A 26,179-nucleotide genomic window follows, 5' to 3' on the forward strand; every position below is an offset into this window, starting at 1 on the left:
TTAGTATTTAATCATTCTTTCTAACAAATGCTCTCCCACTCGTAAGGCATTGGCAATAATTGTGAGCGATGGATTTACCGCAGTACTAGAAGGAAAAAAGCTGCCATCAACCACATAAAGGTTATCAATATCATGGGTGCGGCAATTGATATCTAGTACTGAAGTTTTGGGATCTTCACCAAACCGACAGGTTCCACACTGATGCCCAACTTCTTTGACAGTCATCTTTTGCGGAATATGGCAGGCAAATGGTTCAATAGATTTTAATACTTCAATCCAGCACTGAATTAACCGATTAAATGCTTGTTGATTATTGGGGGTATAGTCAATAATAATTCGATCGCCTTGAACGCGCACGCAATTGTTAATATCTGGTAAGTCTTCATTCATTGCTAACCAAGCAATAGAATGATTGGCTATGGCTTCAGCAATAAAACCAGGCATCAATGGCGGGCCATGCGCGGCAATTCTGTCTTTATTGACATTACCTAACATTTGTACGTTACCCATTGGGTAAGTAAAATCTTTATCTCCCCAATAAAAATCATTAACTGCTAAAGTCTTTTGAAAAACAGTCGGATTCAGTTTTGTACTCAAGGTCATAACTACGCCAAAGTTATGTGCCATATAATTCCGACCTACAAGATTAGAACTATTGGCTAATCCATTGGGGTGTTGGTCGTTGGCAGATTTGAGTAACAATGCTGCTGAGTTAATTGCACCACAAGCAACAACTACAATATCCCCAGTAAATATGTGAGACTTCCCAGCAATTTCTGCTTCTACACCAGTGACTTCTCGACCCGAAGCACTAGCCTGTAAACGTACTACTTTAGCTTCTGTTATTAATGTTAAATTGGCATCAGCCATTGCTGGACGTATACAGTTAACATCAGCATCAGCTTTGGCATTAATTAAACAGGGGAAACCATCACAAGTATCGCAACGAATACAAGTACTTAAATGACGATTGATTTCATTGAGTTTGATGGCTAAGGGGAGATAAAAAGGATGTAAACCTTGACCTTTTAAAGCATCATGAATTTGTTGAATGTAAGGTTCGTGGCTGATGGCGGGAAAAGGATAATCTCGATCGATTGGCGGTTCTGTGGGATCTAAACCGCGCTGACCGTGTACTTCGTAAAGCTTCTCGGCTTCGTCATAGTATGGTGCAAAATCTCGATACTTTAGAGGCCATTCAGGAGAAATTCCACCTTGATGAATAACTTTTTCAAAATCCTGTTCGCGCAATCTAAATAGCGCACCACCATAAAATTTTGTGTTACCTCCCACATAATAATGTGTAAGTGGATTAATTACTTTGTTGTCTTTGTCGTACCACTGCTCTGTTGTGCGATAAAAATCTTTGCGCAAGACTTGCTGAGAATCCCAATTTGTCTTTTTTCTTGGTAAAAAATTACCACGTTCTAAAACTAAAACTTTTTTACCATTACTTGCTAATTTATAGGCCAAAGTGCCACCACCCGCACCTGTACCAATGACGATCGCATCATAATGTGCATCAGCCATTCGCTCAACTCCCAAAGCGATGTAAAATTTATGAGTCTCTGCGCATTTGATTTTCCGCGCAGGTTTTGTTTAACTGGGTTAAGCCAATCCAGCGATAAATTACATCGCCAAATTTGGGGAAAAGCTGGATATTGGAGAATAACAGTTTGGTGAGGAAGCCATCGATAACGACTTCTGGCTGGTTTTGCTTAATTGCTTGCAAAACTGCGATCGCAACTTCGCTAGGGTGCGAAACTTGTGCTAACTTAGGCGAAGGTAGCCCAAAAGCCAGAAACATTCCCGCTTTGGTATATCCTGGGCAAATCACTGTCACCCCAACATTAGTATCAGCCAACTCTTGCCGTAGCGCATCAGTCCACATAATCATCCCGGCTTTGGTGGCAGAATAGATACTGTTGTAAGGTGCTCCTTTTTTCCCGGAACCAGACGCAATATTCACAACATGACCGCTATCACGAGCGATCATTGTTGGTAAAATTAACCGAGTTAACTCCATTCCCGCAATCAGATTGGTAGTTAACATCGATTGAATATCTGCTAAAGCGTAATTTTGAAAAGCTCGGTATTTTTCAATTGCAGCATTATTAATTACAATGTCAATTTGACCTGCAATTTGATTAATCTGCTGAACTAATACAGGTAACTCTTCTACTTTGCTAATATCAAAGGGAATGCTAATTCCTCTACCACCTAAAGCTTGCACTTCATTTGATATTGCTTCTAGTTTCTCTGGAGAACGAGAAACACTCACGACGGTTGCTTGTTCCTTCGCCAAAGCACGAGCAATAAATGCTCCAATACCACCAGACGCTCCGGTCAAAAGGACTGTCTTACCTGCTATGGATGTCATAATCAACCGCGATTTAAAAGTATACTTGCAAACTCGAATATAAAAATTGAGCTTTTCAATTTTTACCAATGAATCTAGTAGAGCTATCCCAATTTTTTATCTTTAAGCAGTTTTATTTACCGCTAATATTGGGTTTTACCTTAAAATAAATTTTGAATTTGTAATGGCTTTGACCGGTTGCAAAATTAGAAATGTAACTTTCAAGCTCTCATCACAATTTCCTTAACAAGACTTACGCAACTAGCACATTGCGATCGCACTTGCATCTGTTCATCGTCAATGGAGGCGATCGCATCAACAACTACTTTCAACTTTTCCATCCCCGTGAGGGGTAAATGATGTCAAACTACTAACTAAACATCTGTAAAGTCATGGATTTCTGTAGTGAACAATTATGAAGTCGGTTGACTTTTATAGTGTGTTTTCATACTATCTATTTTAAAGTATTACTGAACCACGAAAATTCAATAACATCTAAATCGAGTATTTCCATTTACTCAGAATTATTTAGCAAACTTATAACTTAGTTGCTTAATGATAAGCATCTGAGGGGGTCAGGCAAAGGCTGAAACCCTGATTCTTTCGTTGACCCCCTCAGATAGCTTGCTGGGTAAGCGTTTGAGCATGGTCTAATAGCCTTATATTCTCAATAATTTGAGCTTATTGATAGGTAAATTAGACCCCCCTCAGAAATGGCTATCTGTAACCCTCTCTGGATAAGCGTTCTAAAAGGGTAGGGTTTTCAATTAATTACCCCTCACGGGGATGGAAACAATCAGTGTAAGACAAAGCTTGAAGCACTATTAAAACGTTTTCAATTAATTACCCCTCACGGGGATGGAAACGCGATTGCAAAGAGGTTGCTGGTGTACGCAATGTAGTTTTCAATTAATTACCCCTCACGGGGATGGAAACTTGAATGTTAAAATGAAAGCGAAAACTATCAAAATCAGTTTTCAATTAATTACCCCTCACGGGGATGGAAACTTTAGTAAAAATGAAAACCCCACGATTTTCATCTAGTTTTCAATTAATTACCCCTCACAGGAATGGAAACTGTGCAGGCCATGAGACGATATGCACCCAACCCATAGTTTTCAATTAATTACCCCTCACGGGGATGACAACGATAAACTCATTTCACCGCACTCTGTACTATAGAGTTTTAAATTAATTCCCGCTTTTTTAAGGCTACCGTGTACACACAAGTCTTAAAATTCCCCCTAGTACTTGGTTTGTTCATCTAGTTTTAGGTTGTGCGATCGCTCTGGAAGCTTGTCATTGCGTTCGCGTAGCGTCTCGCAGAGAGGAGGAACGACGAAGCAATCGCATAATCCCGTGGTTTTTGCGATTACTTCGTTCCGCTTCGCTGCACTCGTAATGACAATTTAAAGGGTCTATAATGCCTGAAACCCTTACAGATAGTACTTGTGTGTACACCGTAGCCCGCAGGAGAGGGGAGATAGAGATTAAATTCCCCTTCTCCTGTGGGAGAAGGGGTTAGGGGATGAGGGCGTGGAGGATTTGTACAACGCTTGCCCGATCTAGCTTTCAGCTTAAGTTGACACAGGTGGGTATTGCCATACCCCTAAGAGAAATCTATCTGTATCAAGGTTTTCGTTAATTGGCGTAACGCATTCGTAGCTAGTAAAATAAATGTGCGTTACGCTGACAACAGCCACCCTACGCAGTTTCAGAATTAGCTTTAGCTGCTTCCTCTGCGAGATTTTTCAACCGAGTTAACCTGCTTTTGCGGGTACGTTCGCTGTCACGAACACCACCTGCAAGCTCATATTCATCGCTATCTCTGCCGTATCTAAAACCCACTCCTCTCAGCATCTTATCTGAAAGACTGCGCAAGGTTCTTTCCATTGCATCAACTTTAGTTTTAGAAGAATCTACCAAAGCTAGAGCAGCATTATAAGTATCAAGGACATTGCGAAACTCATCAATTGTTTGAGTCAGGTTTTGCAAATTGCAGTCATCATCAAACGTCATGTTTGGATCGATAGCTTGGAAGTTAGCCACTCTAAACTTCGCCGTATCTAAAACACGGGATATACGTTTTTGTCGAGTCATACTTGTAATTTTTTAAAATAGTTCTAGAGCTAGCTTGCCTCAATTAACTTAAATTTTGTATCAGTAAAATTCCTAAATAATTTAGATTATTTATCAGAATATTTTTGACAAAATTAAGTACTTTTGCTGAATCAATTGTTAATGCTAATTTAGATAATTTCAACAGGTAACACTTTTTGAAGGTCAGTGCATTGCATAAAACAAAGAAGAGTATAAAAAAAATACCGTTCAGTTAACACCAAAAACCTTAAAATGCGTAGGTTGGGTTGAGGAACAAAACCCAACATTTGTGATGGCTTGTTGGGTTTCACTTTGTTCAACCCAACCTACAATTTACCCTTAACTATAGTGGTGTAGCCGCAGTTTAAGAATCGATCGCATCCAAGTAAGAGTCGATCGCGTCCAAGTAAGAATCGATCGCGTCCAAGTAAGAGTCGATCGCGTCCAAGTAAGAATCGATCGCATCCAAGTAAGAGTCGATCGCATCCAAGTAAGAGTTGATCGCGTCCAAGTAAGAAGCGATCGCATCCAAGTAAGACTTAATGTTGTCATGTTAACGACTAAGATTGATTAGGTAGCGCAATGATTGCGATCGCAGTTTGTAGAATTTGGTGCGATCGCACTCCATACTTTTCAGACTAGATGAATTGATGAATAATACCAATTCTGCAAAATTACACTACTAAACCTGAAAATTACGAATTATTTCCACCATCGTGTTACATCATAAATTGCCCGAATAACTTCTACCGTTGCTGCTTGACCGCCTAATGCCCAGATAACTGGAGAAAACACTGCGATATATCGCAGCAATCTAGGGCGATCGCCAAGGGATAACTTATGTAATGTATCTTGCCAAAGGGGAAAAATTTCCGCAGCTGGTAGTTGTGACAAACCGCAAGCTAAGGCAGTCAAAGCTTTGGGATCGAGATAAGTTGGTGGAACTACTCTAGCGGCACAAGCCAGGGCTTCTGGTAAGACTTGGGGTACTTTATCAACTAAGGCACTCAAAGCATTGACACGAAGAGACTCATCCTGAATTGCCCTAATAGCAGCAAGGGCTTCTGGTAATAACTCTGGTGGTAGTTTTGGTACTAGGGTACTCAAGCTATCGGCACGATGGTATTCATCCTCAATTGCCTTAGCTGTAGCAAGGGCTTCTGGTAAAATTTCTGGTAGTTTTTCTACTAAGGCAATCAAAGCATCGGCACGATAGTACTCATCCTCAATTGTCCTGGCTGTAGCAAGGGCTTCTGGCAAAATGTGTGGTAGTTTTTGCGCTAAAACAATCAAAGCATCGGCACGATAACAGTCATTCTGAATCTTTCTAGCAACAGTAAGGACTTCTGGTGATAATTCTGGTGATAGTTTCTCGGCTAATTCACGTAACTGATAGTCACGACTTGACTCCTTCTGAATTGCCTCGGTAGCAGCAATAGCTTCTGGCACAACTTCTGGTAGTCTTTGTGCTAAGTCAATCAACACCTCAGCACGATAATACTCATCATGAATCGCCTCGGCAGCAGCAAGGGCTTCTGGCAAAACTTCTGGTAGTTTTTCTACTAAAGCAATCAAAGGATGGGCGCGTTCGTAACGATCCTGAATTTTCCGAGCGATCGCTAAGACTTCGGGTAATAATTCTGGTGGTAGTTTCTCGGCTAATTCACTTAACCGATGGCTACGACAAGACTCATCCTGAATTTCTCTAGCAGCAGCAATAGCTTCTGGCAAAAGTTCTGGTAGTCTTTGTGCTAAGGCAATCAACACCTCAGCACGATAATAGTCATCCTGAGTTTCTCTAGCAGCAGCAAGGGCTTCTGGCAGTAATTCTGGTGGTAGTTTCTCTACTAAAGCAATCAAAACTTCAGCACGAGTCATTCCATCCTCAATCACTCTGGCAGCAGTCAGGGCTGCTGGCAAAACCTCTGGTAGTTTCTGGGCTAAGACCATCAACGCCTTGGCACGATAATACTCCTTTTGAATCGTGCTGGCAGTAGCTAGGGCTGCTGATAATAGCTCTGTTGGTAGTTTCTCAGTTAAGGCACTCAAGACAGGGGTAAGATAATACTCATCCCCAATCATTCGCGCGATCGCCAGGGCTTCTGGTAATAACTCTGCTGGTAGTTGCGGTACTAAGTCTCTCAATTCCTCGGTACAATCAAACTCAGATGCGATCGCTCTCACCGCAGCCAAGGCTGCTGACAAAACTTCTGGTGGTGTCTGTTCTAACCTACTCAAGCTATCGCTGGTAACAGAAACTCCTTGTGAAACTGCAAGTTGTGTTAAATTTGGTGGCAAATAGTTGACTAACTCTGCCAGCGCTTTTGCTTTTTCTTCTGGTTTTAGGTGTTGTTGGGCATAAGCTAGTCCTTGTTCTGCCGTCCACACATGATTTTTAACTAACGCCACTAGCAATTGTGCTGGTATATTAGTTGCCAAACTATTAATCGATGCCATCATCAAAGCATAGCGACACTGCAAACCCACCACTTGCGGCGTTGATTCCTGCCAATTCGCCTCTGCTAATTCCCAAGCACGAGATATATCTGCAATGTAACCCCCAGTTTGCGCCAACTTCTCCCGCACTTCAAACCAGCCATTATTGCCAGTTGGTGACTCTTCCCGCAATAAAGAGTGAATCTCTTCAAACCGTCCCGCCTTCTCCAAATGCCAAACTAAATGCTGATGAATGTAACCATCATGGGGTAAAGTATGCCATAAATTATTCTGGGTTTTCTGCCGATACTTCTCTAATAAAGCAACGTGAGCAGGTAAAGGTATATGTTTTGCTGACAATATGGTCTCTCCTAAACTTAAATATAAATATTATGGGCATTGCCCACCATAGATATACTCACATATTAGGACTCATCCCTGATTTTTTAAATACACGTAGTATTGCCCACAATATTGTGGTTTTAGCAGTCTACTAAAATAACAATTTTATTTAGATCCTTTGTAATTAAAATATCTTTTTGCTCTTTAATTTCATAGTAATTATTGGCAATGATAGCTTATTGAAAATAAAAACCTTTTTGTGGCGGAGGTTTTAAAATCTTTGGCTGTCAAAAAATGATTGTCATCTTTGAGGAGAAATTACTTATGCCCCTTGATTACACTAATAATAAATCGTCGGCTGATAATGGGCTAAATGTCACTCCTGTCTCCTCAGTAGATGCTTTTCATGCCAAAGATGACTACACTTTAAACCCTAGTGGACGTAGTAGTTTTGACTCTGCGATCGCCAATGATAATCAAGATACTGTGAGCGCACAAAGTTATGATTCTACTACTGGTTACGGTAAGGTAAATGCCGCAGCAGCCGTTGCTAAAGCTATTGGTCAAAATACTTTTGCTGATGTTCCCGATATTGGTGGTAATAGTTGGGGTGCCGATGCTGTAAAAGCGCCGGAAGTTTGGGCTAGGGGCTACACTGGCCAAGATGTTGTTGTTGCTGTGATTGATACTGGGGTTGATTACAACCATGCAGATTTAAGAAATAATATTTGGACTAATACTAGAGAAATTGCTGGTAATGGTGTCGATGATGATGGCAACGGTTACATTGATGATGCTCGCGGTTGGAATTTCGTAGACAATAACAGCGATCCTCTAGATGGGAATGGTCATGGTACTCATGTTTCTGGCACAATCGCTGGAGAAAATAATGGTTTTGGTGTTACAGGTATTGCCTATAATTCTAAAATCATGCCCGTAAAAGTTCTCAATGATTCTGGCTCAGGCTCTATTAGTTCAATTACTAAAGGTATTTACTATGCTGTGAATAATGGAGCTAATGTAATTAATTTGAGTCTAGGCAGTGATTTTCCTAACAGTTCTTTAGCATCAGCGATTGAATACGCCAGTAAGAAAGGGGTCGTGGTAGTGATGGCTGCTGGTAATAATGGTTTACCAATCCTTTCTTACCCTGCTAGCTATGCAAATCAGTGGGGATTAGCTGTGGGTGCTGTAGATCGGGATAATAATATTGCAGACTTTTCTAATCGACCAGGAATCACTCAACTCTCCTACGTTACCGCGCCAGGAGTAGGTATCTACTCATCTGTACCTGGGGATCAGTATGCTAATTATAGCGGCACATCTATGGCTGCCCCTCACGTGGCTGGGGTAGTAGCTTTAATGTTAAGTGCTAATCATAGTCTAACTGATGCCCAAGTCCGGCAAATTATTACACAGACAGCAAGCAACGGCGCACCAGATCCGGATACAGGCTTTAGCGCTGGTTCTGCGGTAAGTCAGTTGATTGCAGATATAGCCGGAAATACTTCTAGATACTCTTGGGCTAGCTTTGAATCTAGCGCGATCGCATCTGACTATACTGTAGATTTCACTTCTAAAAATTCCTCACAACCGGAAATTAATGACAGTTTTGCAAATGCAAACATCTCGTCACAATTCCGTTATTATGAGGACAATCTGAATGATAACATTTATAACAGTCTGGCAAAAGAGCAACCGAACGAGCAGCCAAGCGATCTAGAAAAAATGCTGCAACAATTCCAAAAGCAGATGGATGAATTGCGCAAATGGTTTGCTAATATGTGAGACGCTTCCTAACCAAATAATTCGTAATTCGTAATTACGAACAAAAATTAATAATACCAAATCAAATAATTTTTGCGACAAGTCTAATAATATTCTAGAGGTCACGGCAGTGCTGTGCCCCTACAATCTGTCGCATTCTTTTTACAAATTGGTATAACTTTTTTACTAAAACTTTTTTTGGGCGTTACTGAAGAAAAGGCGTTCGCTCTTTCAATCCCTGCAAAAGAGCGAACGCATTCTCAAACCTATCTCACAGAAAAAGCCTCGCTAAACCGTCGCGTCACCGGCTCCATGATGAAGGTCAAAATTGACTTTTTGCGCGTGACAATTTCCCCATTAGCCGCCATCCCTGGAGTTAAGGCGACTTCTTGACCCCGGACGTTAATTGAGTGCTTGTTGAGCTTAATTCGCGTAGGGAAAACTAAGCCCAAGTCTTTATCGGTAATTGCGTTGGGACTAACTTGGACAACATCACCTTCAATCACGCCAAATTCTTGAAAGGGAAAAGTTGCCATTTTTACCTTAGCTTTCATCCCCTGGCGAATAAATCCAATATCGCGGTTGAGGACTTTCACTTCTAGGAGCATCTCTTCTCCTTCGGGCAAAATCGAAAGTAACTCTTCACCAGTTTGTACTGGCCCCTTGGTGGCTTTAATTTTATAAATTGTGCCGGAAAAAGGTGCTTTAATAGTTTCTTCGTCTTCCTGCTTTTGCGCTTGCTCTAACTGACCGTTAACGTTGGTGAGTTCTTCTTGGCGCTTGTTAATTTGGGTGAGAATTTCACTTTGGCGTTCTGATGCTAAACGCTGTGCTTGACTGCGCGCAGCTTGATAAGCTTGTTCGGCTTGCCGAATTTCTTGAGCTTGAGCCGCAATATCTCTTTCTAAAGATGTGACTCTATCTTGAGCTTCGATAATTCGATTGTGGGCGTTAATTACCTCATCTCTGGCTCTAGTGATTTCTGTCGTAGCTCGATTTAATCTTTCTTGAGCCTCTAAGTAATCGACTCTCGGTACAGCACCAGGCTTAATCAGAGTACGCAGGCTTTGTTCTCTTTTTTGCGCGATCGCTAAATTAGTTTCGATTTTAACACTGATGGTTTCGGCGTTCACTAGGTTAATTTTGGCGTTGCCTAGAGTGCTTTTAGCGCTGGTTAAATTTTCTTTTAAGCGAGTTAGCCGCACTTTCGCCTGATCCCTGATTGCTTGTTGGCGATTAGCTTCCGCTTCCGCCGCAGTCTGACGCGCTTGATAATCTGCAAGCCGGGAGTTTAAAAGTTCGTCTTGCAATTTTGTCCCCGTAGTTTTCACTCCCACCCGTTCCGCATCTAAGCGTTGCAAGTCTTGTTGAATTAACTTGCTAGCTTGAGCCAGGCGATTGACATCGCTTTGTTTGAGGTCGGGATCGCGTTGAATCAATACTTGATTTTTGCTGACGCGATCGCCTTCTTTAACTTTGATATTAATAATTGTGCCACCACCTAAGGATGTGACTGGCCGAACTTGTGTAGATGCAATTAATTCCCCTGATGCGATCGCTACTTCATCGATTTCCGAAAAATGTGCCCAAGCGATCGCCCCAAATACGATGACACCAATTGTTCCAGCTAACAATCTCGTGTATAGCGGTGGTAATTCTTGTACTGCTTTACCTAACTCATAAGATAATTGTTCGTCGGGTTTAGCAAATCGCTGTTTTGTTTGACGGGCTTGAGTAGCATTTGCAACTAGGGAATATTTCATAAAATTTTGTTATTTGTCTTTGGTCATTTGTCCTTTGTCATTGGTCATTTGTTTGGGTGCTAATGACCAATGACTAATGACTATCTACTTCACACTGCTAAATAACGCCGCACAAAATTTTCTAATGTCTCCAATTTAAAGTTATAAATATTCTCTAAGTTGGAGATTTCTTCTTTTGTGCAGAAAAATTCATTGGCGAGCAAAGTCCGATAGGTTCCCAAAGCTTGGGATTTTTGGGGAATAAATAAACCTAAAGCACTGCGTAACCCATCAATGGCAAACAATGGCGGATTAATTACTGTGGGTTCTTTATTGAAAATGCGACCAAAAATTTGGGGAATATCCCCACGCAGTAAAATCTCTGGGCCTCCTACTGCTAAAGTTTGGTTGCGCGCGCCTTCAACTGTCAAAGAATCCACCACCATCTTTGCCAAATCATCTGTACTTACTATTGAAGTACGATTTTTGGGATCGCCAATCAGCAAATACAACCCTGTTTCGCGAAACCGTTCTGCTAATATTAGCAAGTTTGATGCTAATCCAGCCGGACGTAAAATAGTGTAATTCACGCCACTAGCTTGGAGATATTTCTCAACTGCGCGTTTGGCTTTAAATACAGGAGCATCTTCGTACCCCCGATCGGCACCCAATACCGAAATAAACACAAAATGTTTGACTCCATTGGCTTTTGCTTGGTCAATGAGTTCAATATTGGCGCGATAATCAAGAGATAAAGCATCGCTATCAGAACCGTGAGTGCTAATAATATACTCAACACCACGGCAAGCTTGCTGAATATCCTTTTCCCGGCGTAGATCGCCGATGAAGATTTCTGCTCCTCGGTGTTCTAATTCGCCGTAATGAGAAGTCAGACGCACAAAAGCCCGCACAGGCTTTTCTTGTTGTCGTAATAGTCGCACGACTCTGCGACCAATTCCTCCCGTTGCTCCAGTGACTAAAATCATAGAACAAGGATTTTAATGTAGGTTTTAAGATGATAAATTCCATCTACACCCTAATCTAAAATTTCAAATCTTGAATCTCTACAGAGAAGAGAGGCACAAACAATCCAATTACTGTCTTCGCTTGCAAAATTGGATAATTTAATTTTGGGAATTCTCCAAGAGAACTGCCATGACTGTCGAGAAAGAATCTGCATTTATGGACTGGCTCATCGGTGGCGGTGAGATGGGCAAGCTAATTCGCTCTAAGGACTGGTCAAATACGCCACTGGGTGCGATCGCTTCCTGGCCTCAAAGCTTGCGCACAACAGTCAGTCTTTGCTTGGCTTCTAATTTCCCCATCTCCATTACCTGGGGTTCTCAACATATCCAGATTTACAACGACGGCTACTGGCCAATTTGTGGCGCAAAGCATCCCCACGCAATGGGGCAAGATTTTCGTGAATGCTGGGCATCAGCTTGGCCAGCAATTGAAGAAGCATTTAACCGTGCCTGTGCAGGTGAAACTTCCTACCTGGAGAACCAACGGATGTTTCTCGATCGCCACGGCTATTTGGAAGAGACATTCTTCACTTTTTCCTTCAGTCCCATTCGTGACGAGACAGGCGGCGTTGGCGGACTGTTTCATCCGGTGACAGAATTAACTCAACAAACCCTGGCAGAACGTCGGCTTAAGGTATTGCGCAATTTATCTCACAATACAACGGATGCCAAGACCGTTGCCGAAGCGATCGCCCTAGTAGCGCAGACACTTACTCAGCAAGCTCTCGATCTACCCTTTGTCTTAATATATGTGGTTGATGCTGACTGCAAACAGGCACAACTCATTGAAAGTGTTGGTTTAGCTAAGGGAACTGTCGCTAGCCCAATACTAATAGATTTGGAATCCTCATCGACATGGCCGCTAACAGAGGTATTACAATCCCAGCAATCGCTGCTTGTCGATGATTTGGCAGGGCGATTTGGTTCATTCTCCTGCGGCCCCTATTCAGAACCACCGCAAACAGCAATAATTTTGCCGATAAATCTCCCAGGAATGGAGCATTTATTCGGGCTGTTGGTGGCCGGGATCAGTGCGCGGCGGGCGCTCGATCGACCATACCAACTTTTCTACGATATGCTGGGGGATGCGGTGACGAATGCCCTAGCAAAAGCCCATGCCTATGAAGTTGAACGCAAGCGGGCAGAGGCTCTAGCAGAGATAGACCGCGCCAAAACCGTGTTTTTTAGCAATGTTTCCCATGAATTCCGCACGCCGCTGACTTTAATGTTAGCGCCTTTAGAAGATGCCTTAGCCGACATAGAAGCAGCGTTACCACCCACACAACGCGATCGCCTTGAGCTTGTTCGCCGCAACGGTTTACGATTACTCAAACTGGTAAATACACTCCTCGATTTCTCGCGGATTGAAGCCGGACGCATTCAAGCAGTCTATGAGCCGACGGATTTAGCAACATTCACAGCCGATTTAGCTAGTACGTTTCGCTCCCTCATTGAACGCGCTGGGATGTGCTTGGTGGTAGATTGTCCCCCCTTACCCGTAGAGATTTATATCGATCGGGAAATGTGGGAAAAAATTGTGCTAAATCTTTTATCGAATGCATTTAAATTTACATTTACCGGAACGATTAGCGTTCGCTTGCAGAATTTAAGCGATCGCGTTGAGTTAGCAATTGCAGACACAGGTACTGGCATTCCCCCGGAAGAAATACCCCATTTATTTGAACGCTTTCACCGAGTGAAAGGAGTTGATGGGCGGAGTTTTGAAGGCTCAGGCATTGGCTTGTCGCTGGTACAAGAATTAGTCAAACTGCATGGTGGTACTGTCAAAGTCACCAGTAAATTAAGCGAGGGCAGTTGCTTTATTGTCTCGATTCCCACAGGATTTACCCATTTACCGCCAGACAAGATTGGTGGATCTCGCACCTTGGCATCAACTGCAATCGGAACCAGCCCCTACGTGGAAGAAGCATTACGGTGGCTACCAGAAGCAGAAACAGAAAATTCTTCCTTGTCTGCCCATACTCTCCCACACTTCCCACACTCCCTTCCATCCCCTGCCTACATCCTTATAGTTGATGACAATGCCGATATGCGCAACTACATTCAGCGATTGCTAGGGCAAAGATATGAAGTAGAAGCCGTAGAAGACGGTATTGCTGCACTAAATGCTATTTATAAACGCCTTCCCGATCTGGTGTTAACAGACGTGATGATGCCGCGATTAGATGGCTTTGAACTACTACGACAACTGCGGGCAAATCCCCGGACGCAAGAACTAGCCATTATTCTGCTTTCTGCCCGTGCGGGTGAAGAATCACGCATTGAAGGGCTGGAAACTGGAGCCGATGATTACTTGGTTAAACCGTTCTCCACTCGCGAACTGTTGGCGCGCGTGGAAGCTAATTTAAAGATGGCACAGATGCGTAAAGATACTGCTGTGCGGGAATATGCACTGCGTCTAAGCGCCGAAAAAGCACAACGGGAGGCTGAAGCAACTTTTGAACAATTGACTCATGTTTTAGACAGCATGAGTGATGCCTTTGTTAGATTAGATAAGGACTGGCGAATTGTCGATCTGAATGCAGCGGCTGAGAAGATTAACAAGAAACCTCGCACCGCAGTCATCGGCAAAACTCAGTGGGAGGAATGGCCTGCCTCAGTGGGAACCAATATAGAATTCCAGTATCGACGGGCAATAACAAAGCACATTCCTGTCCACTTCGAGCATCACTATTATGTGCCCCCGAATTACGATGTCTGGGTGGAAATCCACGCCTATCCACTCACAGAAGGTTTAGGAGTTTTCTTTCGTGATATTACCGAACGCAAACAAGCCGAGGCAAAACTCAAACAGTCCCACGAAGAATTAGAAATCCGGGTTGCAGAACGCACAGCCGAGTTAAGCCAAATCAACGCCGATTTACAACAGAGTGAATCAATCCTCCGCAGTTTCTTTAACAGTGGAGCAATGCTTATGGGCATTGTTGAACTACATGGAGATGATATTCTGCACATTTCTGATAATCAGGCAACTGCTCAGTTTTTTGGCACAACACCCGAAGCAATGCAGAATCGCTTTGCCACCGAATTAGGAATACCCCAACCTACTATCCAAAAATGGCTGAGTTATTATCGCCAAGCACAGCAAATTCAAGCCCCTGTGCAATTTGAATATCCCCATGATACTCCCACGGAGCAAAGGTGGCTCTCTGCAACTGTTTGTCCCATTGCATTTAGTCATAAGGGATATCCCAGATTTTCTTATATTGTTGAAGATATCACTGCGCGCAAACAATCAGAGGCGCGTATCGAAGCTTCTCTCCGCGAAAAAGAGGTTTTACTCAAAGAAATTCATCATCGCGTCAAGAATAATCTCGGTATTGTCAGCAGTTTGCTACAAATGCAATCTAGACGCACCCAAGATATACAAGCTAATGCAATCCTCCGCGATAGTCAAAATCGTATTGCTTCTATTGCCTTGGTACATGAAAAGCTATATGGCTCTCAAGACTTGTCAAATATTGATTTTGCGCAATACCTTCGAGACTTAACCGCACATCTATTCGCTTCCACTAATATTAATTCCAGACAAATTAAACTCAATGTTCAGGTTGAGAATGTTGCCTTAGATATTGAAACGGCTGTTCCCTGTGGTTTAATTGTCAACGAACTCATTTCCAATGCCTTGAAATATGCTTTTCCTGACGATTCTCCTGCACAGACACTGAGAGAAGGTGAAATTCACATCGGGCTTTCTCAAGCTAGCCTTGTTATTGAAGGGCAACCGCAAAACATCTTAACTCTCATTGTCAGAGATAATGGCATTGGGCTACCAGAAAACTTTGATATTAAAAAAGCTAAAACTCTAGGCATCACCTTGGTTCAGGGATTAGTTAGACAAATTCAGGGAAAGCTCGAAATCAATTGTCAGCAAGGAACCGAGTTTAAAATTACCTTTTTGGCGAATCAGCCAGTACCTAAAATTGAATTATGGTAGTCATATACCAACCCTGGCTAAGTCATTAAAATTCCACAATTACTGGTGTATGGTCGCTAGGTTGGGGTAACTTTCTCGGTGCAACATCGATAATACAGCTTTTAGCGCTCTCATACAAAACTGGCGTGAGGTAATGATGGTCAATCCGCCACCCTAAGTTGCGTCGAAAAGCGGCGGTGCGATAGTCCCACCAACTGTAGTGTCCGCCTTCAGAGGTGAATTTGCGAAAAGCATCAGCAAATCCCAGCGTTAATATATCCCGTAGGGCTTGGCGTTCTGGTTCGGATGCCATGATGTGATTGTCGGCTTTGACTTGCTCGTGAATATCTTTGGCTTCTAAAGCGATATTAAAGTCACCGCATACACAGATAGCAGATTGGGATTTTAATAGTATTTGTAAATACTCGCGCAATACTGTCAGCCAACGCAGCTTATATTCGTATTTTTCACTACCTACAGATGAACCATTAGGAACATAAAGATTCACAATCCTAACATCATCAATCATTCCCGTAATTACGCGTTTTTGTTCGTCCCATTCTGGTTGTAAATTGGGCACAATTGATGTGAATCCAGTACTGACATCTAACAGCGGTTGACGGCTAATTAAAGCTACACCGTTGTATGCTTTTTGTCCGGAAATATAAACTTGATAGCCTAGTTTTTCAAATGGCGATCGCGGAAAGTCTGCATCTACAACTTTCGTTTCTTGTAAGCAAAGTACATCAACTGGGTTTTGGTTTAACCAATCGATCGCTTGTTCTAGACGAGTGCGAATTGAATTGACGTTCCAAGTTGCAATTTTCATGGAGTTGGTATTTACATAAATTAATTAGTCGATCGTTAGTTAGGTGGATTTTTAGATTTATTTAATAATCATAGATTCCCTAGAGTTTTAGCAGGTTTCCCTAAATCAGCCTTGAGGAGAATTGATCCCAGGCGAGAATTTAGTATTTTCAGCTACAAAATTTGCTAATCAGTACGATAAGTTACAAAATAGGCAATTGTCTAATGATCCCCTAGACAGATGAAAGGAGTGAGCAGTCGATTGTATCTTTAGTATTGTAGTCGGTTGGCGGCAATTACTGATTAGCTGAAGTTTATAAGTACTATTTAAACGGTACGGTTAACCGATATTGCACTAGCGGGCAAAGTTTTGGTTAATTTAAATTTCAGAAGATTAAGTATAAAATTTTTGCCCTCAAACGTTGATATCAGTTCTCGCCTTGAGAGCTATTTAATCGGCTGAACCAAAACATATGAAAATCGCTCAAGTTGCCCCCTTATGGGAACGAGTTCCACCTCCAACATACGGAGGAATTGAACTGGTAGTGAGTCACTTGACCGATGAACTAGTTCGTCGCGGTCATGAAGTCACTTTATTTGCCTCTGGTGATTCTCAAACTTTGGCTAATTTAGAAGCAGTTTATCCGCGAGCGCTGCGCTTAGACCCAAATGTCAAAGAATATGCAGTGTATGAAATGCTTGAACTTAGCCAAGTCTACCAGCGATCGCAGGAATTCGATATTATCCATTCCCATGTAGGGATTTCGGCACTATCCTTAGCGAGTTTAGTATCAACTCCCACTGTACATACTCTGCACGGTAGCTTTACCAAGGATAACCGCAAGGCTTTTAGCCACCATCAAAAGCAACCATACATCAGTATTAGTAACGCACAGCGGCAGATAGATTTAAACTACTTTGGCACTGTTTATAACGGAATTAAACCTGAAGATTACCCCTTTAAGGAAAAACCCCAAGAACCTGGGTATTTGGCATTCCTAGGGCGCTTTTCCCCCGAAAAAGGCCCCCACCATGCGATCGCCATTGCTAAACAAAGTGGTTGGCGCTTGAAAATGGCAGGAAAGATTGATGTAGTAGACTCAAAGTTTTTTGAACAAGAAATTGCCCCCCATATAGATGGTCAGCAAATTGAATATTTAGGTGAAGTTAACCACACACAAAAAGCTGAACTCTTGGGCAATGCTGCAATTACTCTCTTTCCTATAACCTGGCAAGAACCTTTTGGTTTAGTCATGATTGAATCAATGGCAACTGGTACACCTGTAATTGCCATGAATCTCGGTTCCGTTCCAGAAGTGATTGCTCACGGTGAAACAGGTTTTATCTGTCAAAGCTATGACCAAATGGCAGAGATGATTCCGCAAGCTTTAAAACTGAATAGATTAAACTGTCGCAAACACGTAGAAAGCAAATTTAGCGTTGCCCAAATGGTTAACGGTTATGAAGCAGTCTACCAACAAATTATTAAAGATCGCATAGACTTGAATGGGCACATTCACGCTGCCAAAATCCACTTTTAATCAACAAAATTTTTTGTGCATTTTACAACATCACCTTTTTAAAGGAGGACATCGGTATGAGTATGAGAACCAACACTTGTCCATGTTGTGGTGGTTCCCTCCTGCGCCATATTCGGCATAGCGAAGTTTATTGGTTTTGTCTATCTTGCAGGCAAGAAGTACCGCTACTAACGCTAAGTCGTCTGTCTAATGGGGAAACCCGGAACACGGGTGTACTTCCCCAACCAACAGTCAATACATAACAATACTGTTTTATTAATTTGGTTTTAATATGCCCGATTTTTTTAAGAAGTCGGGCATACGATCGGTCTTTTTTCATTAACAATGATGATGACTTCACCTGGTAAAATCATGTGGAGTCATTAATTTAGGTCAAAAGCTTTGTTAGCAGCCCTACTTTATGGTCAAGAAGATCTCCGGTTAAAAGATGTCGCAGATCCAACTCCCGCTGCTGGTGAAGTAGTAATTCAAGTTGGTGCTGCTACAACTTGCGGAACCGATTTAAAAGTGTGGCGGCGTGGTGGTCATGCCAGAATGCTGACACCACCAACTTTATTTGGTCATGAAGCCGCTGGGCAAATTGTTGCCTTGGGTGAAGGTGTTACAGGTTGGCAAATAGGCGATCGCGTTGTCGCCAATAATTCTGCCCCATGCATGAACTGCTTTTTTTGTCAACGCCGAGAATATTCTTTATGCCCAAATTTGACCTGGAATAATGGAACTTTTGCCCAATATCTCAAAATTCCCGCGCCGATAGTACAGCATAATTTATGGCGCATTCCCGATGAGTTGCCCTATGAATTGGCAGCGATGACCGAACCCTTAGCTTGTGTATTGCATGGGGTAGGACGTACCCAAATCAAAGCTGAGGATCGCGTGGTTGTGTTGGGCGATGGGGCAATCGGGCTAATGTTTGTCGCAGCTTTAGCCGATCGCGCAGCCGAGGTTTGGCTGTGGGGTGGTAACGACCAAAGGCTAGAAATTGGTCAAAAATTAGGTGCAGCTAAGACTTTTAACTATCACCAAACTCCGGATATTCCCGGCGTGGTGAAAGAACTTACCCAAGGATGGGGCGCAGATGTGGTAATTGAAGCAACTGGAGTACCAAGCGTTTGGGAAACTGCGATCGCCTGTGCGCGTCCTGGTGCAACAGTTAACTTATTTGGTGGTTGTCCGCGAGACACGAGTATTACCGTCAACACAGAACAGCTACACTACAGCGAACTGACTCTTAAGGGTGTGTTTCACAATACCCCAGAATATGTCCAAGCTGCCCTAGCAGCGATCGCTAGTCGTAAACATCCTTTAGAACTGCTGATTAGCGAACATCGCCCCTTAAAGGATTTAGCGCAGGTGTTTAATGATATGAAAGCGCGTAAGGTAATTAAAGTAGCGCTGACACCTGAATGAAGAAATGGAAAAGCAAGAACAGCGGAACGCAAAGATTAGATGAAATAATCTGGTGGAAAAAGGGGAAGACTATGGTTACATCCCTGTGATTACCAATAGGGAAATTTCCATGTAAGTCCTGGAGAGAAAATGCTAAAAAAACCTCTGCTTGCCTTTTTGATTTTGCCTGTTTCTCTAGTGTCCTGGCTATCAGTGGGAATGCTTGCTGATTCTAAAGCCAATGCTTTACCAGGGCAAAAAACAGAAGAAGTAGATACTTGGATTAAAGCACATCCCACCCTACGCCCTAATCGTGGAGAGCGATTATTTGTACAAAAGAGTGACACAGCCGCCCAAAGATTCACCTTTTTAGCATCAGTATTACCTCCTGGTAAAGTCGGATTTGCTAAAGAACGCAGCATGATTCGCAGCGAGCGCATGACTATGTATGATGCTGTTAACGGCATGACATTTGCGCGTTTCCAGGAAGCTTTACGGGTAATTTATGGGCTGGATATCTATCAAGACTTTGAGCGTGCGCAGCTAATTTATAAATATCCCAATCAAAGTGCAGTTAACTCAGCCCGATTTGCCAAAACTCCGATTAGAGAAGCTTTACAAGGAGAATTGCGAGTAGGCGATCGCTATGCTTATTGGGTAGAAGTTGCCCAACCTAGAACAGGTAAAGCTTTCACAGGTCAAATGACGGTTTTACTCAAAAGCGATGTAGATAAATTGGAAGCAGAACTGCGAAATCGTTGATGAAGGCAGAAGATAGGAGGTAGAAGGAATCTTATAGATAAACTTAGTGCTTCTGAACCTCCTTTGTAGATGGCAAAAGTTTCTTGCTTCTGCCCTCTGCCTTTCTTCCATTCTCATACTTTATAAACCCCCAAGCCCTTGTGAAGGCGGGGCTTGCCATGTACCAGAAAAAATACTCTCAGCTGCTAAAGAAATTCGTAGCAAATCTTCCTTTAGCAATGGCGGCCAATCAATCCCAGCTTTCCGCCCTGCGGCAAATAGCTGTTGAGTCTTAATGCTTAACTCAAAAAGGGCATAAGCCAAGTCTCTATCTAGAGTAGAGGCTTCTTTAAGAGCTTCAAACACCACTTTTAACGCCAACAAAATCGAGGTGATTTGACCGGGAACTGGCGGTTTTCCCTGCTTCATACGCATTAACAAGGAATCTGGGTGTTCCTCGGTCGTTAATACTTGGTCTATAAGGATTTTGCGGGCTGTTTCGTAGTTCATTTATTCAGCTTACAGCAGATTATGTCTCAGTACTAATACTTAGTTAAAAATTGTTACCCTGAATAGGGATTGTGTGAATTTTAACTCAAATAGTTTGAAATCCGTATTAGTGATTTAGCCTAATTTCAACTTAATTTTTTCTGGAAGCTGAACATCATTAACTTTTTAATCCTGAGCAGGAATGTTAATCAATTGGAATTTTTATAACTGAGATTAGTTTTAGATTTTTAATTTAAAATGGTTCAAAACAGTCATATGTCCTTTGGCGAACTATTTTGCCATTTTCAAATTCAATAAATTGAGCGAAATAAGCTTTCATCTGTCCCCCAGATGGAATGTTTCCAATGGGAACCGCAATTATTGCTGTCCATATTGTTTCTAGAATTACTGTGTTGCCTATAACGTAAGATTTTTGAATATCATAATTCTGGCTGATGAGAACTTCTTTACCTCTTAATGAAGCTGCTTTTAAATCGTGGAGATTTCTCTTGGCTCCATTCGGTATTAGACGATTGGGATATTCTATTTGCTCTACTGATGGAGAATAAAAAACAGCAAGTTCATCTCCTGTTTTTCCTTCTTCTATGGCTTTAAGATAATTTTTGGTGATTTTTAATAAGTCTTGTTCGGTTGTCATATTTTTTCTTATTCATGAAGCAAATACGCGCCTAGAGCGCCTACGCTGGCGTTCGATCTGTCCGGGAGGAAATATATAGCAGAATTTAAAAACCTTGCCTATTATCATCTCACCAACTGGGCAGCAGAGTTAAAAAACTGACGACAGATTCCTCGCGTGCCTAACTGAACAATCGTAACCTATCAAAATCGATCGGGTGGAGTACTAGACAAGCAGCAAGAAATGACCTAGCACTGCTGGGTTAATCAAACACAACCTTCAAGAATGAAGATATTTGATGATTCTTTTATGGTTGCAGATGGATTGTGAAGATGCTGGCGCTAAAATCTTTCCTAGATCGAGCATTAAGCCAAAAGATTAATTGATGGAATAGGGTACAGTCAAGCGTTGTGGTCGAGTTCACCCACGTATTTTGCCTTTGAGACTGGTTATAGACAAAGGTAAATGCTTCTAATTCCTTTTCCCGGACAAAATCAAAGTAAAGTACTTAATAAAACTAAATCTTTCTTTGGTAGATGATAGCGGCTTGTTCTTTATCATCAGTGTATTGAGATGTTGGGTGAATAATTTAGCAGTTATTCAATATTGAAATGAAGAAAAGTTTTATTGAAAAGGTAAGAAACGACGCACCTATGATAGGAACAGTTGTCACCCTCAACTGTCCTGAAATAGTAGAGATTTTATCTCTGTGTAATTTTGACTGGCTGTTTCTCGACATGGAACATGGAACGTTATCGGTTGCTTCGGTACAACACTTGATTCAAGCAATACGTGGTGATTGTTCCGTTATTGTGAGAATTCCAGAGAACAGTACCGTATGGATTAAGAAAGTATTAGATACAGGGTGTGACGGTATTCTTGTACCACAGGTAAAGAATGCAGACGAAGCACGACGAGCTGTAATGGCAAGTAAATACCCGCCACAAGGTGAACGAAGTGTAGGTATTGCTAGAGCACATAGCTATGGTATGTCATTTTCTGAGTATGTGGCTTGTGCAAATGACACAATTGCTCTAATTATCCAAATTGAACATATTCATGCTGTCGATAATCTTGATGAGATACTTGATGTTGAGGGAATTGATGGGGTTTTTATCGGCCCTTATGACTTGTCAGGAAGTATGAATTTATTAGGACAAGTGAATAGTGAACTTGTTCAAGAGGCAATACAGCGGGTTAAGCAGAAATGTAAAGCAAAATCTATGCCAGTTGGTATTTTTGTCATGAAAGGAGAAGCCGCACAGAAGGAAATTAAAGATGGCTGCAAATTTATTGCCGTCGCTATTGACAGTGTTCTTTTATCGAATGCTGCTCAAAATACACTCGCACTAGCTAAGGGTTCAGCTACCAATTAATAGCAGGCAGTAATAGCATATAAATTTCTCTATTACCTCCTTTCTCTGCGCTCTCTGCGGTTAAATAATACCAATTCAAATATTGTTTGTGACACATCAATATATTCTAGAGGGCACAACAATGTTGTGCCCCTACCATCTGTCGAATTCTTTTTTCAAACTGGTATAAAATATAGAGGTGAAATTAGATTTTGATAGTTTTATACCTTGTCTATTTGCTCAATCCTACCAATAATTTTAGTTAACTTTGGCAGGAACCCAATCATCACGCTTAGGTTGGTCAATACCAGGTGATTGAATACACGTTAAATAACATTGTCCTTCGCCTTGCACAGTAAAACCATGAGCGACATTAGTGGGATTATAAATTCGATCTCCAACAGTAATAGGAAACCATGTACCCTTGCCTCCTGCCATACCTAGACTATCTGACTCAGAAGTTGGCGACCAATTTTCTTCTACAAGCGCATAAGCATTAACCGGGTTAGGAAAACCTTCAGCTTCCGCAAGCATTACACACAAGGCATGGGCTATCGGATGAGCATGTACAGAACCGGGGTAATTACTTTTAAGCCCAATAAGTATAACTTCCAATCCCTCTGGTTCCAGGTTGTATCTTTCTATAAACGGTTGCAATATTTCTTTGCGGATCGACATTTTATCAAAGCCGTGATAATCCTTTTTTGTAGACCAATCAAAGATTTCTGCGGCAGGTTTTCTCCTTAACATATCGATTAATTCATCGCCAATCTCTTCTAAAGCTTCTCTTGATACTTTTGATAGCTTTTGAGTTGACTTAGGGGAAGTAGCGCCTGTCATGTTCTGACTCCTGAAATTTAGTTAATTGGACTTGTTTGTCTCTATTTCCACGCTGATTGTTTGCAACTGATGCGCTATTGATTGTTGCAAGTTTTCATACAAAGTTGCATTCAAAGGTGGAAATTGTCGCAGCGAAGATGAGACGCGATGAATTCTGCGTCTCTTGAGTACTTTATGGTGATTTACTAACATTTTATCTAAAAAATGTCAGATAACGTCTTGACTGAAGTACTTTAGTATGATATTTACAAAAAAACATCTTTTGGGATGAAAGTAACTTAGTTCCTGTCACGAAGAGGCACAGGAGAAACCCCAGAGATAAATTTGTATTGCTAATAGACCAGATTTGTTTGGATATGGTGTATCACGGTTTGTATAGTTTTCCCCGTCATTTCTGGCATATTAAGATAGCATAGTATTAGTTTTGTCAATTAGTAATTATGCTGGAAAGTGAAGGCTAGGTGTGGCATTAAAGTAAACCTGGTACTTGTTTTTTAGGGCAAGAATGATGATGCGTTTAAATATTACGCGATCGCTTCCCTAAAAATTATGTTTTCTAGCATGAGTTTCAGAGGCTTTTAAGCAACAGTACTTATTAAAAACAGACTATAATCTGAACTTATCGCGATCGCGCAGGCATTAATACTTATGCCAATATTAAATGCTCCGGAGTAAACAACTCCGCTTCCGTCGCACTCCTAAAACTTATTTGGTTTCCCAAAAAAATTAGTTACTTCAGTTCAGTTTGCTTCAACAAGATTGATTTAATTTGAGAAGTTTCTAAAAAATTAGCCAACTATGAGGAGTGACGGAAAATCCTCTCAAGCACTCTTTATACTATCAGGATGAGGAGTCCAATATGGACGTTTTACATCATGACCAGACTCTTGTAGTGGAAAGTTCCCTAACTTTTAACAGTCTCTGCGGTTTACTTATGGGCCGTATACTTGCCGTGAGGATACCTAAGTTTTATGAAAGGGATAGATGTAAATATTTAAGCAACATACTATCAAATTCTGTAAAAAATGAATCTACTTCTTCAGGAAAAATATACATCAGTGATGTTGACTCTTTCTGGAATACTATAGATAAGCCCGAACTCAAGGAAAGTTACTTTAATACTGCAATACCGACAATGAGAAGGTTGCGTAAATTAAGCTTTCCTTACGCATCTCCAATGGATTTATTGAGACTTGAGCTTGATGAGATATGGCCGAGTGGAGTATCAATCATGCATTTAGGCGGAAAAACTATGCTCTTTGGCATTACACGCATTTGGCAAGTGGGATTTGAAGCTCTTCCTCATCAAGATGTTCTCTGGAGAGAAATACCAAATTCAAATGAATCTAAAGATCAGATTTCACAACTGGGTGTGAATGTATACCTGAGTTCAGCTGACTTAGGAGGAGAATTGGAAATTTGGAATTATTCATTTTCTGATGAGGATTGTGAAAGACACGGAATTAAGGGAAGTTATGGCTTTAGTCATAATTTATTACCAAATAATTCCCTAGTTATCAAACCTCAAGCTGGAGATTTAATATTGTTTAATACTACTAAAGTTCATGCTATTAGAAAAATTCTACAAGGAGAGAGGATAACTATTTCAGGTTTTATAGGCTACTGGGGTATGGATAAGCCGCTAAAATGCTGGAGTTAGTACTTATAACCTTGATAAATTATTCTGGTGTTCCAGGGTCAATAGGTGGGAGAGTCAAAAGATATAGCAGAATTCAGGAATATATCAGGCTCTGCTTTTAAGTTCTAAATTCTTCAAAAACCTTGCCTATGATCATCTCACCAACTGGGCAGCAGAGTTAAAAAACTGACGACATATTCCTCGCGTGACTAAAAGTGTTGTCAGCAAGTTAGCAAAAGCAACGATGAATAAAAGCAAAATTTCGTAGGATACAGCATCAGGCGGTTTAATCCCAGCTAATAACTGTCCGGTAGTGAATCCTGGGAGTGCAACCATACCGATGAGCATCATTTGATTGAGAGTAGGAATCAATCCAGCGCGAATGGCTTCTCGGCGATACTGGCTAATAGCTTGCTGGGGAGTAGCACCAAGGCTCAAGTGGGTTTCTATTTCTACATGCGAGGTATTGATAGTATTTACTAGACGTTCGCCTGCGATCGCAGCTGCATTCATTGCATTACCTAAAACTACCCCAGCTAAGGGGATTACATACCTGGGTTCGTACCATCTTTCTGGTTGAATAATCAAAAATATGCTGTAAAGCACAGTCAACGCTGTACTGACAAAAATTGACCCCCACACCCAAGGTAATAGACGGGGAAGTTTTTGGCTGATACGGTTTCGTGAGACAATCGCCGTAATCGTCAGCATAATTACTACAATTGCCAAAACTGCCCAAACATTGTCTACAGCAAAAATGAAGTCCAAAACGTATCCCAAGACAGCTAGTTGGAGAATACTTCTTCCAGTAGCAACGATGAAGTTAAATTCTAGTCCTAATTTTTCCCAAGCAGATAAACCAACTGCGATCGCCATTAAGCCAATTGCGATCGCCAAATCAGCTACATCCAGCTTGATGAGATCTTGCATTGGTTATCTACCTCCTGGGATTTTATTGTGAGACAGTCTACACACTAGTACAAAAAGGCGCTCAGTATGAAGGCTCAAGGATGAAACTCACAGACTGATACTG

Annotated in this window: 20 protein-coding genes and 1 CRISPR repeat array; of the genes, 8 read left to right on the forward strand and 12 right to left on the reverse strand. The window is 41.6% G+C overall.

Annotation, left to right across the window (positions count from 1 at the left end; genetic code table 11):
- From AACU33_RS05680 to AACU33_RS05700, 5 genes are all read right to left on the reverse strand, one after another.
- Positions 1-1,530, reverse strand: coding sequence for a GMC oxidoreductase (locus tag AACU33_RS05680; RefSeq protein ID WP_096587437.1), 1,530 nt, complete (start codon positions 1,528-1,530; stop codon positions 1-3).
- Positions 1,531-1,558: 28 nt separating this feature from the next.
- The gene (locus AACU33_RS05685) at positions 1,559-2,380 is read right to left on the reverse strand and encodes an SDR family NAD(P)-dependent oxidoreductase (protein WP_096587438.1); all 822 of its coding nucleotides are present in this window, start codon (positions 2,378-2,380) and stop codon (positions 1,559-1,561) included.
- A gap of 738 nt (positions 2,381-3,118) precedes the next feature.
- Positions 3,119-3,508: a CRISPR direct-repeat array (repeat unit 35 nt; unit sequence GTTTTCAATTAATTACCCCTCACGGGGATGGAAAC).
- 555 nt (positions 3,509-4,063) lie between these two features.
- Entirely contained in the window at positions 4,064-4,459 is a 396-nt protein-coding gene (locus tag AACU33_RS05690; protein WP_096587439.1) for a hypothetical protein, read from the reverse strand.
- 339 nt (positions 4,460-4,798) lie between these two features.
- Positions 4,799-5,011 carry a hypothetical protein gene (locus AACU33_RS05695; protein ID WP_339375786.1) on the reverse strand — a complete coding sequence of 71 codons (213 nt, stop codon included), beginning with the start codon at positions 5,009-5,011 and terminating at the stop codon, positions 4,799-4,801.
- 150 nt (positions 5,012-5,161) lie between these two features.
- Positions 5,162-7,255, reverse strand: coding sequence for a hypothetical protein (locus AACU33_RS05700; RefSeq protein ID WP_096587440.1), 2,094 nt, complete (start codon positions 7,253-7,255; stop codon positions 5,162-5,164).
- A 306-nt stretch (positions 7,256-7,561) separates the two neighbouring features.
- On the opposite strand from AACU33_RS05700, the gene AACU33_RS05705 reads away from it, so the two are divergent.
- Positions 7,562-9,025 (forward strand): S8 family peptidase, encoded by a 1,464-nt coding sequence (locus AACU33_RS05705; protein WP_096587441.1) that lies wholly within the window; start codon positions 7,562-7,564, stop codon positions 9,023-9,025.
- Between the two features lie 245 nt (positions 9,026-9,270).
- Here the strand turns inward: AACU33_RS05705 and AACU33_RS05710 are convergent, their stop codons facing one another.
- Both AACU33_RS05710 and AACU33_RS05715 read right to left on the reverse strand, forming a co-directional pair.
- Positions 9,271-10,767 (reverse strand): HlyD family efflux transporter periplasmic adaptor subunit, encoded by a 1,497-nt coding sequence (locus AACU33_RS05710; protein WP_096587442.1) that lies wholly within the window; start codon positions 10,765-10,767, stop codon positions 9,271-9,273.
- Positions 10,768-10,856: 89 nt separating this feature from the next.
- A complete protein-coding gene (locus tag AACU33_RS05715) occupies positions 10,857-11,732 on the reverse strand; it encodes an SDR family oxidoreductase (RefSeq protein ID WP_096587443.1) in 876 nt (291 codons plus the stop codon).
- 169 nt (positions 11,733-11,901) lie between these two features.
- Here AACU33_RS05715 and AACU33_RS05720 point away from each other — a divergent pair, with 169 nt between their 5' ends.
- The gene (locus AACU33_RS05720; protein WP_096587444.1) at positions 11,902-15,729 is read left to right on the forward strand and encodes an ATP-binding protein; all 3,828 of its coding nucleotides are present in this window, start codon (positions 11,902-11,904) and stop codon (positions 15,727-15,729) included.
- 25 nt (positions 15,730-15,754) lie between these two features.
- Here the strand turns inward: AACU33_RS05720 and xth are convergent, their stop codons facing one another.
- The gene (gene xth, locus AACU33_RS05725) at positions 15,755-16,537 is read right to left on the reverse strand and encodes an exodeoxyribonuclease III (protein WP_096587445.1); all 783 of its coding nucleotides are present in this window, start codon (positions 16,535-16,537) and stop codon (positions 15,755-15,757) included.
- Between the two features lie 451 nt (positions 16,538-16,988).
- Here xth and AACU33_RS05730 point away from each other — a divergent pair, with 451 nt between their 5' ends.
- The 4 genes from AACU33_RS05730 to AACU33_RS05745 all read left to right on the forward strand — a co-directional run bounded on the left by AACU33_RS05730 (position 16,989) and on the right by AACU33_RS05745 (position 20,207).
- Positions 16,989-18,056, forward strand: a complete 1,068-nt coding sequence (locus AACU33_RS05730) for a glycosyltransferase family 4 protein (RefSeq protein WP_096587446.1) — start codon at positions 16,989-16,991, stop codon at positions 18,054-18,056.
- A 56-nt stretch (positions 18,057-18,112) separates the two neighbouring features.
- A complete protein-coding gene (locus tag AACU33_RS05735) occupies positions 18,113-18,298 on the forward strand; it encodes a hypothetical protein (RefSeq protein ID WP_096587447.1) in 186 nt (61 codons plus the stop codon).
- Between the two features lie 139 nt (positions 18,299-18,437).
- Positions 18,438-19,466, forward strand: a complete 1,029-nt coding sequence (locus AACU33_RS05740; RefSeq protein ID WP_096587448.1) for a zinc-dependent alcohol dehydrogenase — start codon at positions 18,438-18,440, stop codon at positions 19,464-19,466.
- Between the two features lie 129 nt (positions 19,467-19,595).
- Positions 19,596-20,207, forward strand: a complete 612-nt coding sequence (locus tag AACU33_RS05745) for a hypothetical protein (RefSeq protein ID WP_096587449.1) — start codon at positions 19,596-19,598, stop codon at positions 20,205-20,207.
- A gap of 120 nt (positions 20,208-20,327) precedes the next feature.
- On the opposite strand, the gene AACU33_RS05750 is transcribed toward AACU33_RS05745, so the two are convergent.
- Both AACU33_RS05750 and AACU33_RS05755 read right to left on the reverse strand, forming a co-directional pair.
- Positions 20,328-20,696: a Dethiobiotin synthetase gene (locus AACU33_RS05750; protein ID WP_096587450.1), complete on the reverse strand. Its 369-nt coding sequence runs from the start codon at positions 20,694-20,696 to the stop codon at positions 20,328-20,330.
- 232 nt (positions 20,697-20,928) lie between these two features.
- Positions 20,929-21,333, reverse strand: a complete 405-nt coding sequence (locus AACU33_RS05755) for a nuclear transport factor 2 family protein (protein ID WP_096587451.1) — start codon at positions 21,331-21,333, stop codon at positions 20,929-20,931.
- Positions 21,334-21,923: 590 nt separating this feature from the next.
- Here AACU33_RS05755 and AACU33_RS05760 point away from each other — a divergent pair.
- The gene (locus AACU33_RS05760; RefSeq protein ID WP_096587452.1) at positions 21,924-22,688 is read left to right on the forward strand and encodes an HpcH/HpaI aldolase family protein; all 765 of its coding nucleotides are present in this window, start codon (positions 21,924-21,926) and stop codon (positions 22,686-22,688) included.
- 237 nt (positions 22,689-22,925) lie between these two features.
- Here AACU33_RS05760 and AACU33_RS05765 read toward each other — a convergent pair whose 3' ends face one another.
- The gene (locus AACU33_RS05765) at positions 22,926-23,507 is read right to left on the reverse strand and encodes a hypothetical protein (RefSeq protein ID WP_096587453.1); all 582 of its coding nucleotides are present in this window, start codon (positions 23,505-23,507) and stop codon (positions 22,926-22,928) included.
- 859 nt (positions 23,508-24,366) lie between these two features.
- On the opposite strand from AACU33_RS05765, the gene AACU33_RS05770 reads away from it, so the two are divergent.
- Positions 24,367-25,167, forward strand: coding sequence for a 2OG-Fe(II) oxygenase (locus AACU33_RS05770; protein ID WP_096587454.1), 801 nt, complete (start codon positions 24,367-24,369; stop codon positions 25,165-25,167).
- A gap of 132 nt (positions 25,168-25,299) precedes the next feature.
- Here AACU33_RS05770 and AACU33_RS05775 read toward each other — a convergent pair whose 3' ends face one another.
- The gene (locus AACU33_RS05775) at positions 25,300-26,076 is read right to left on the reverse strand and encodes an ABC transporter permease (protein ID WP_096587455.1); all 777 of its coding nucleotides are present in this window, start codon (positions 26,074-26,076) and stop codon (positions 25,300-25,302) included.
- Positions 26,077-26,179 lie beyond the last annotated feature (103 nt).

Source organism: Calothrix sp. NIES-2098, from assembly GCF_963875125.1.
GTDB lineage: Bacteria > Cyanobacteriota > Cyanobacteriia > Cyanobacteriales > Nostocaceae > Aulosira.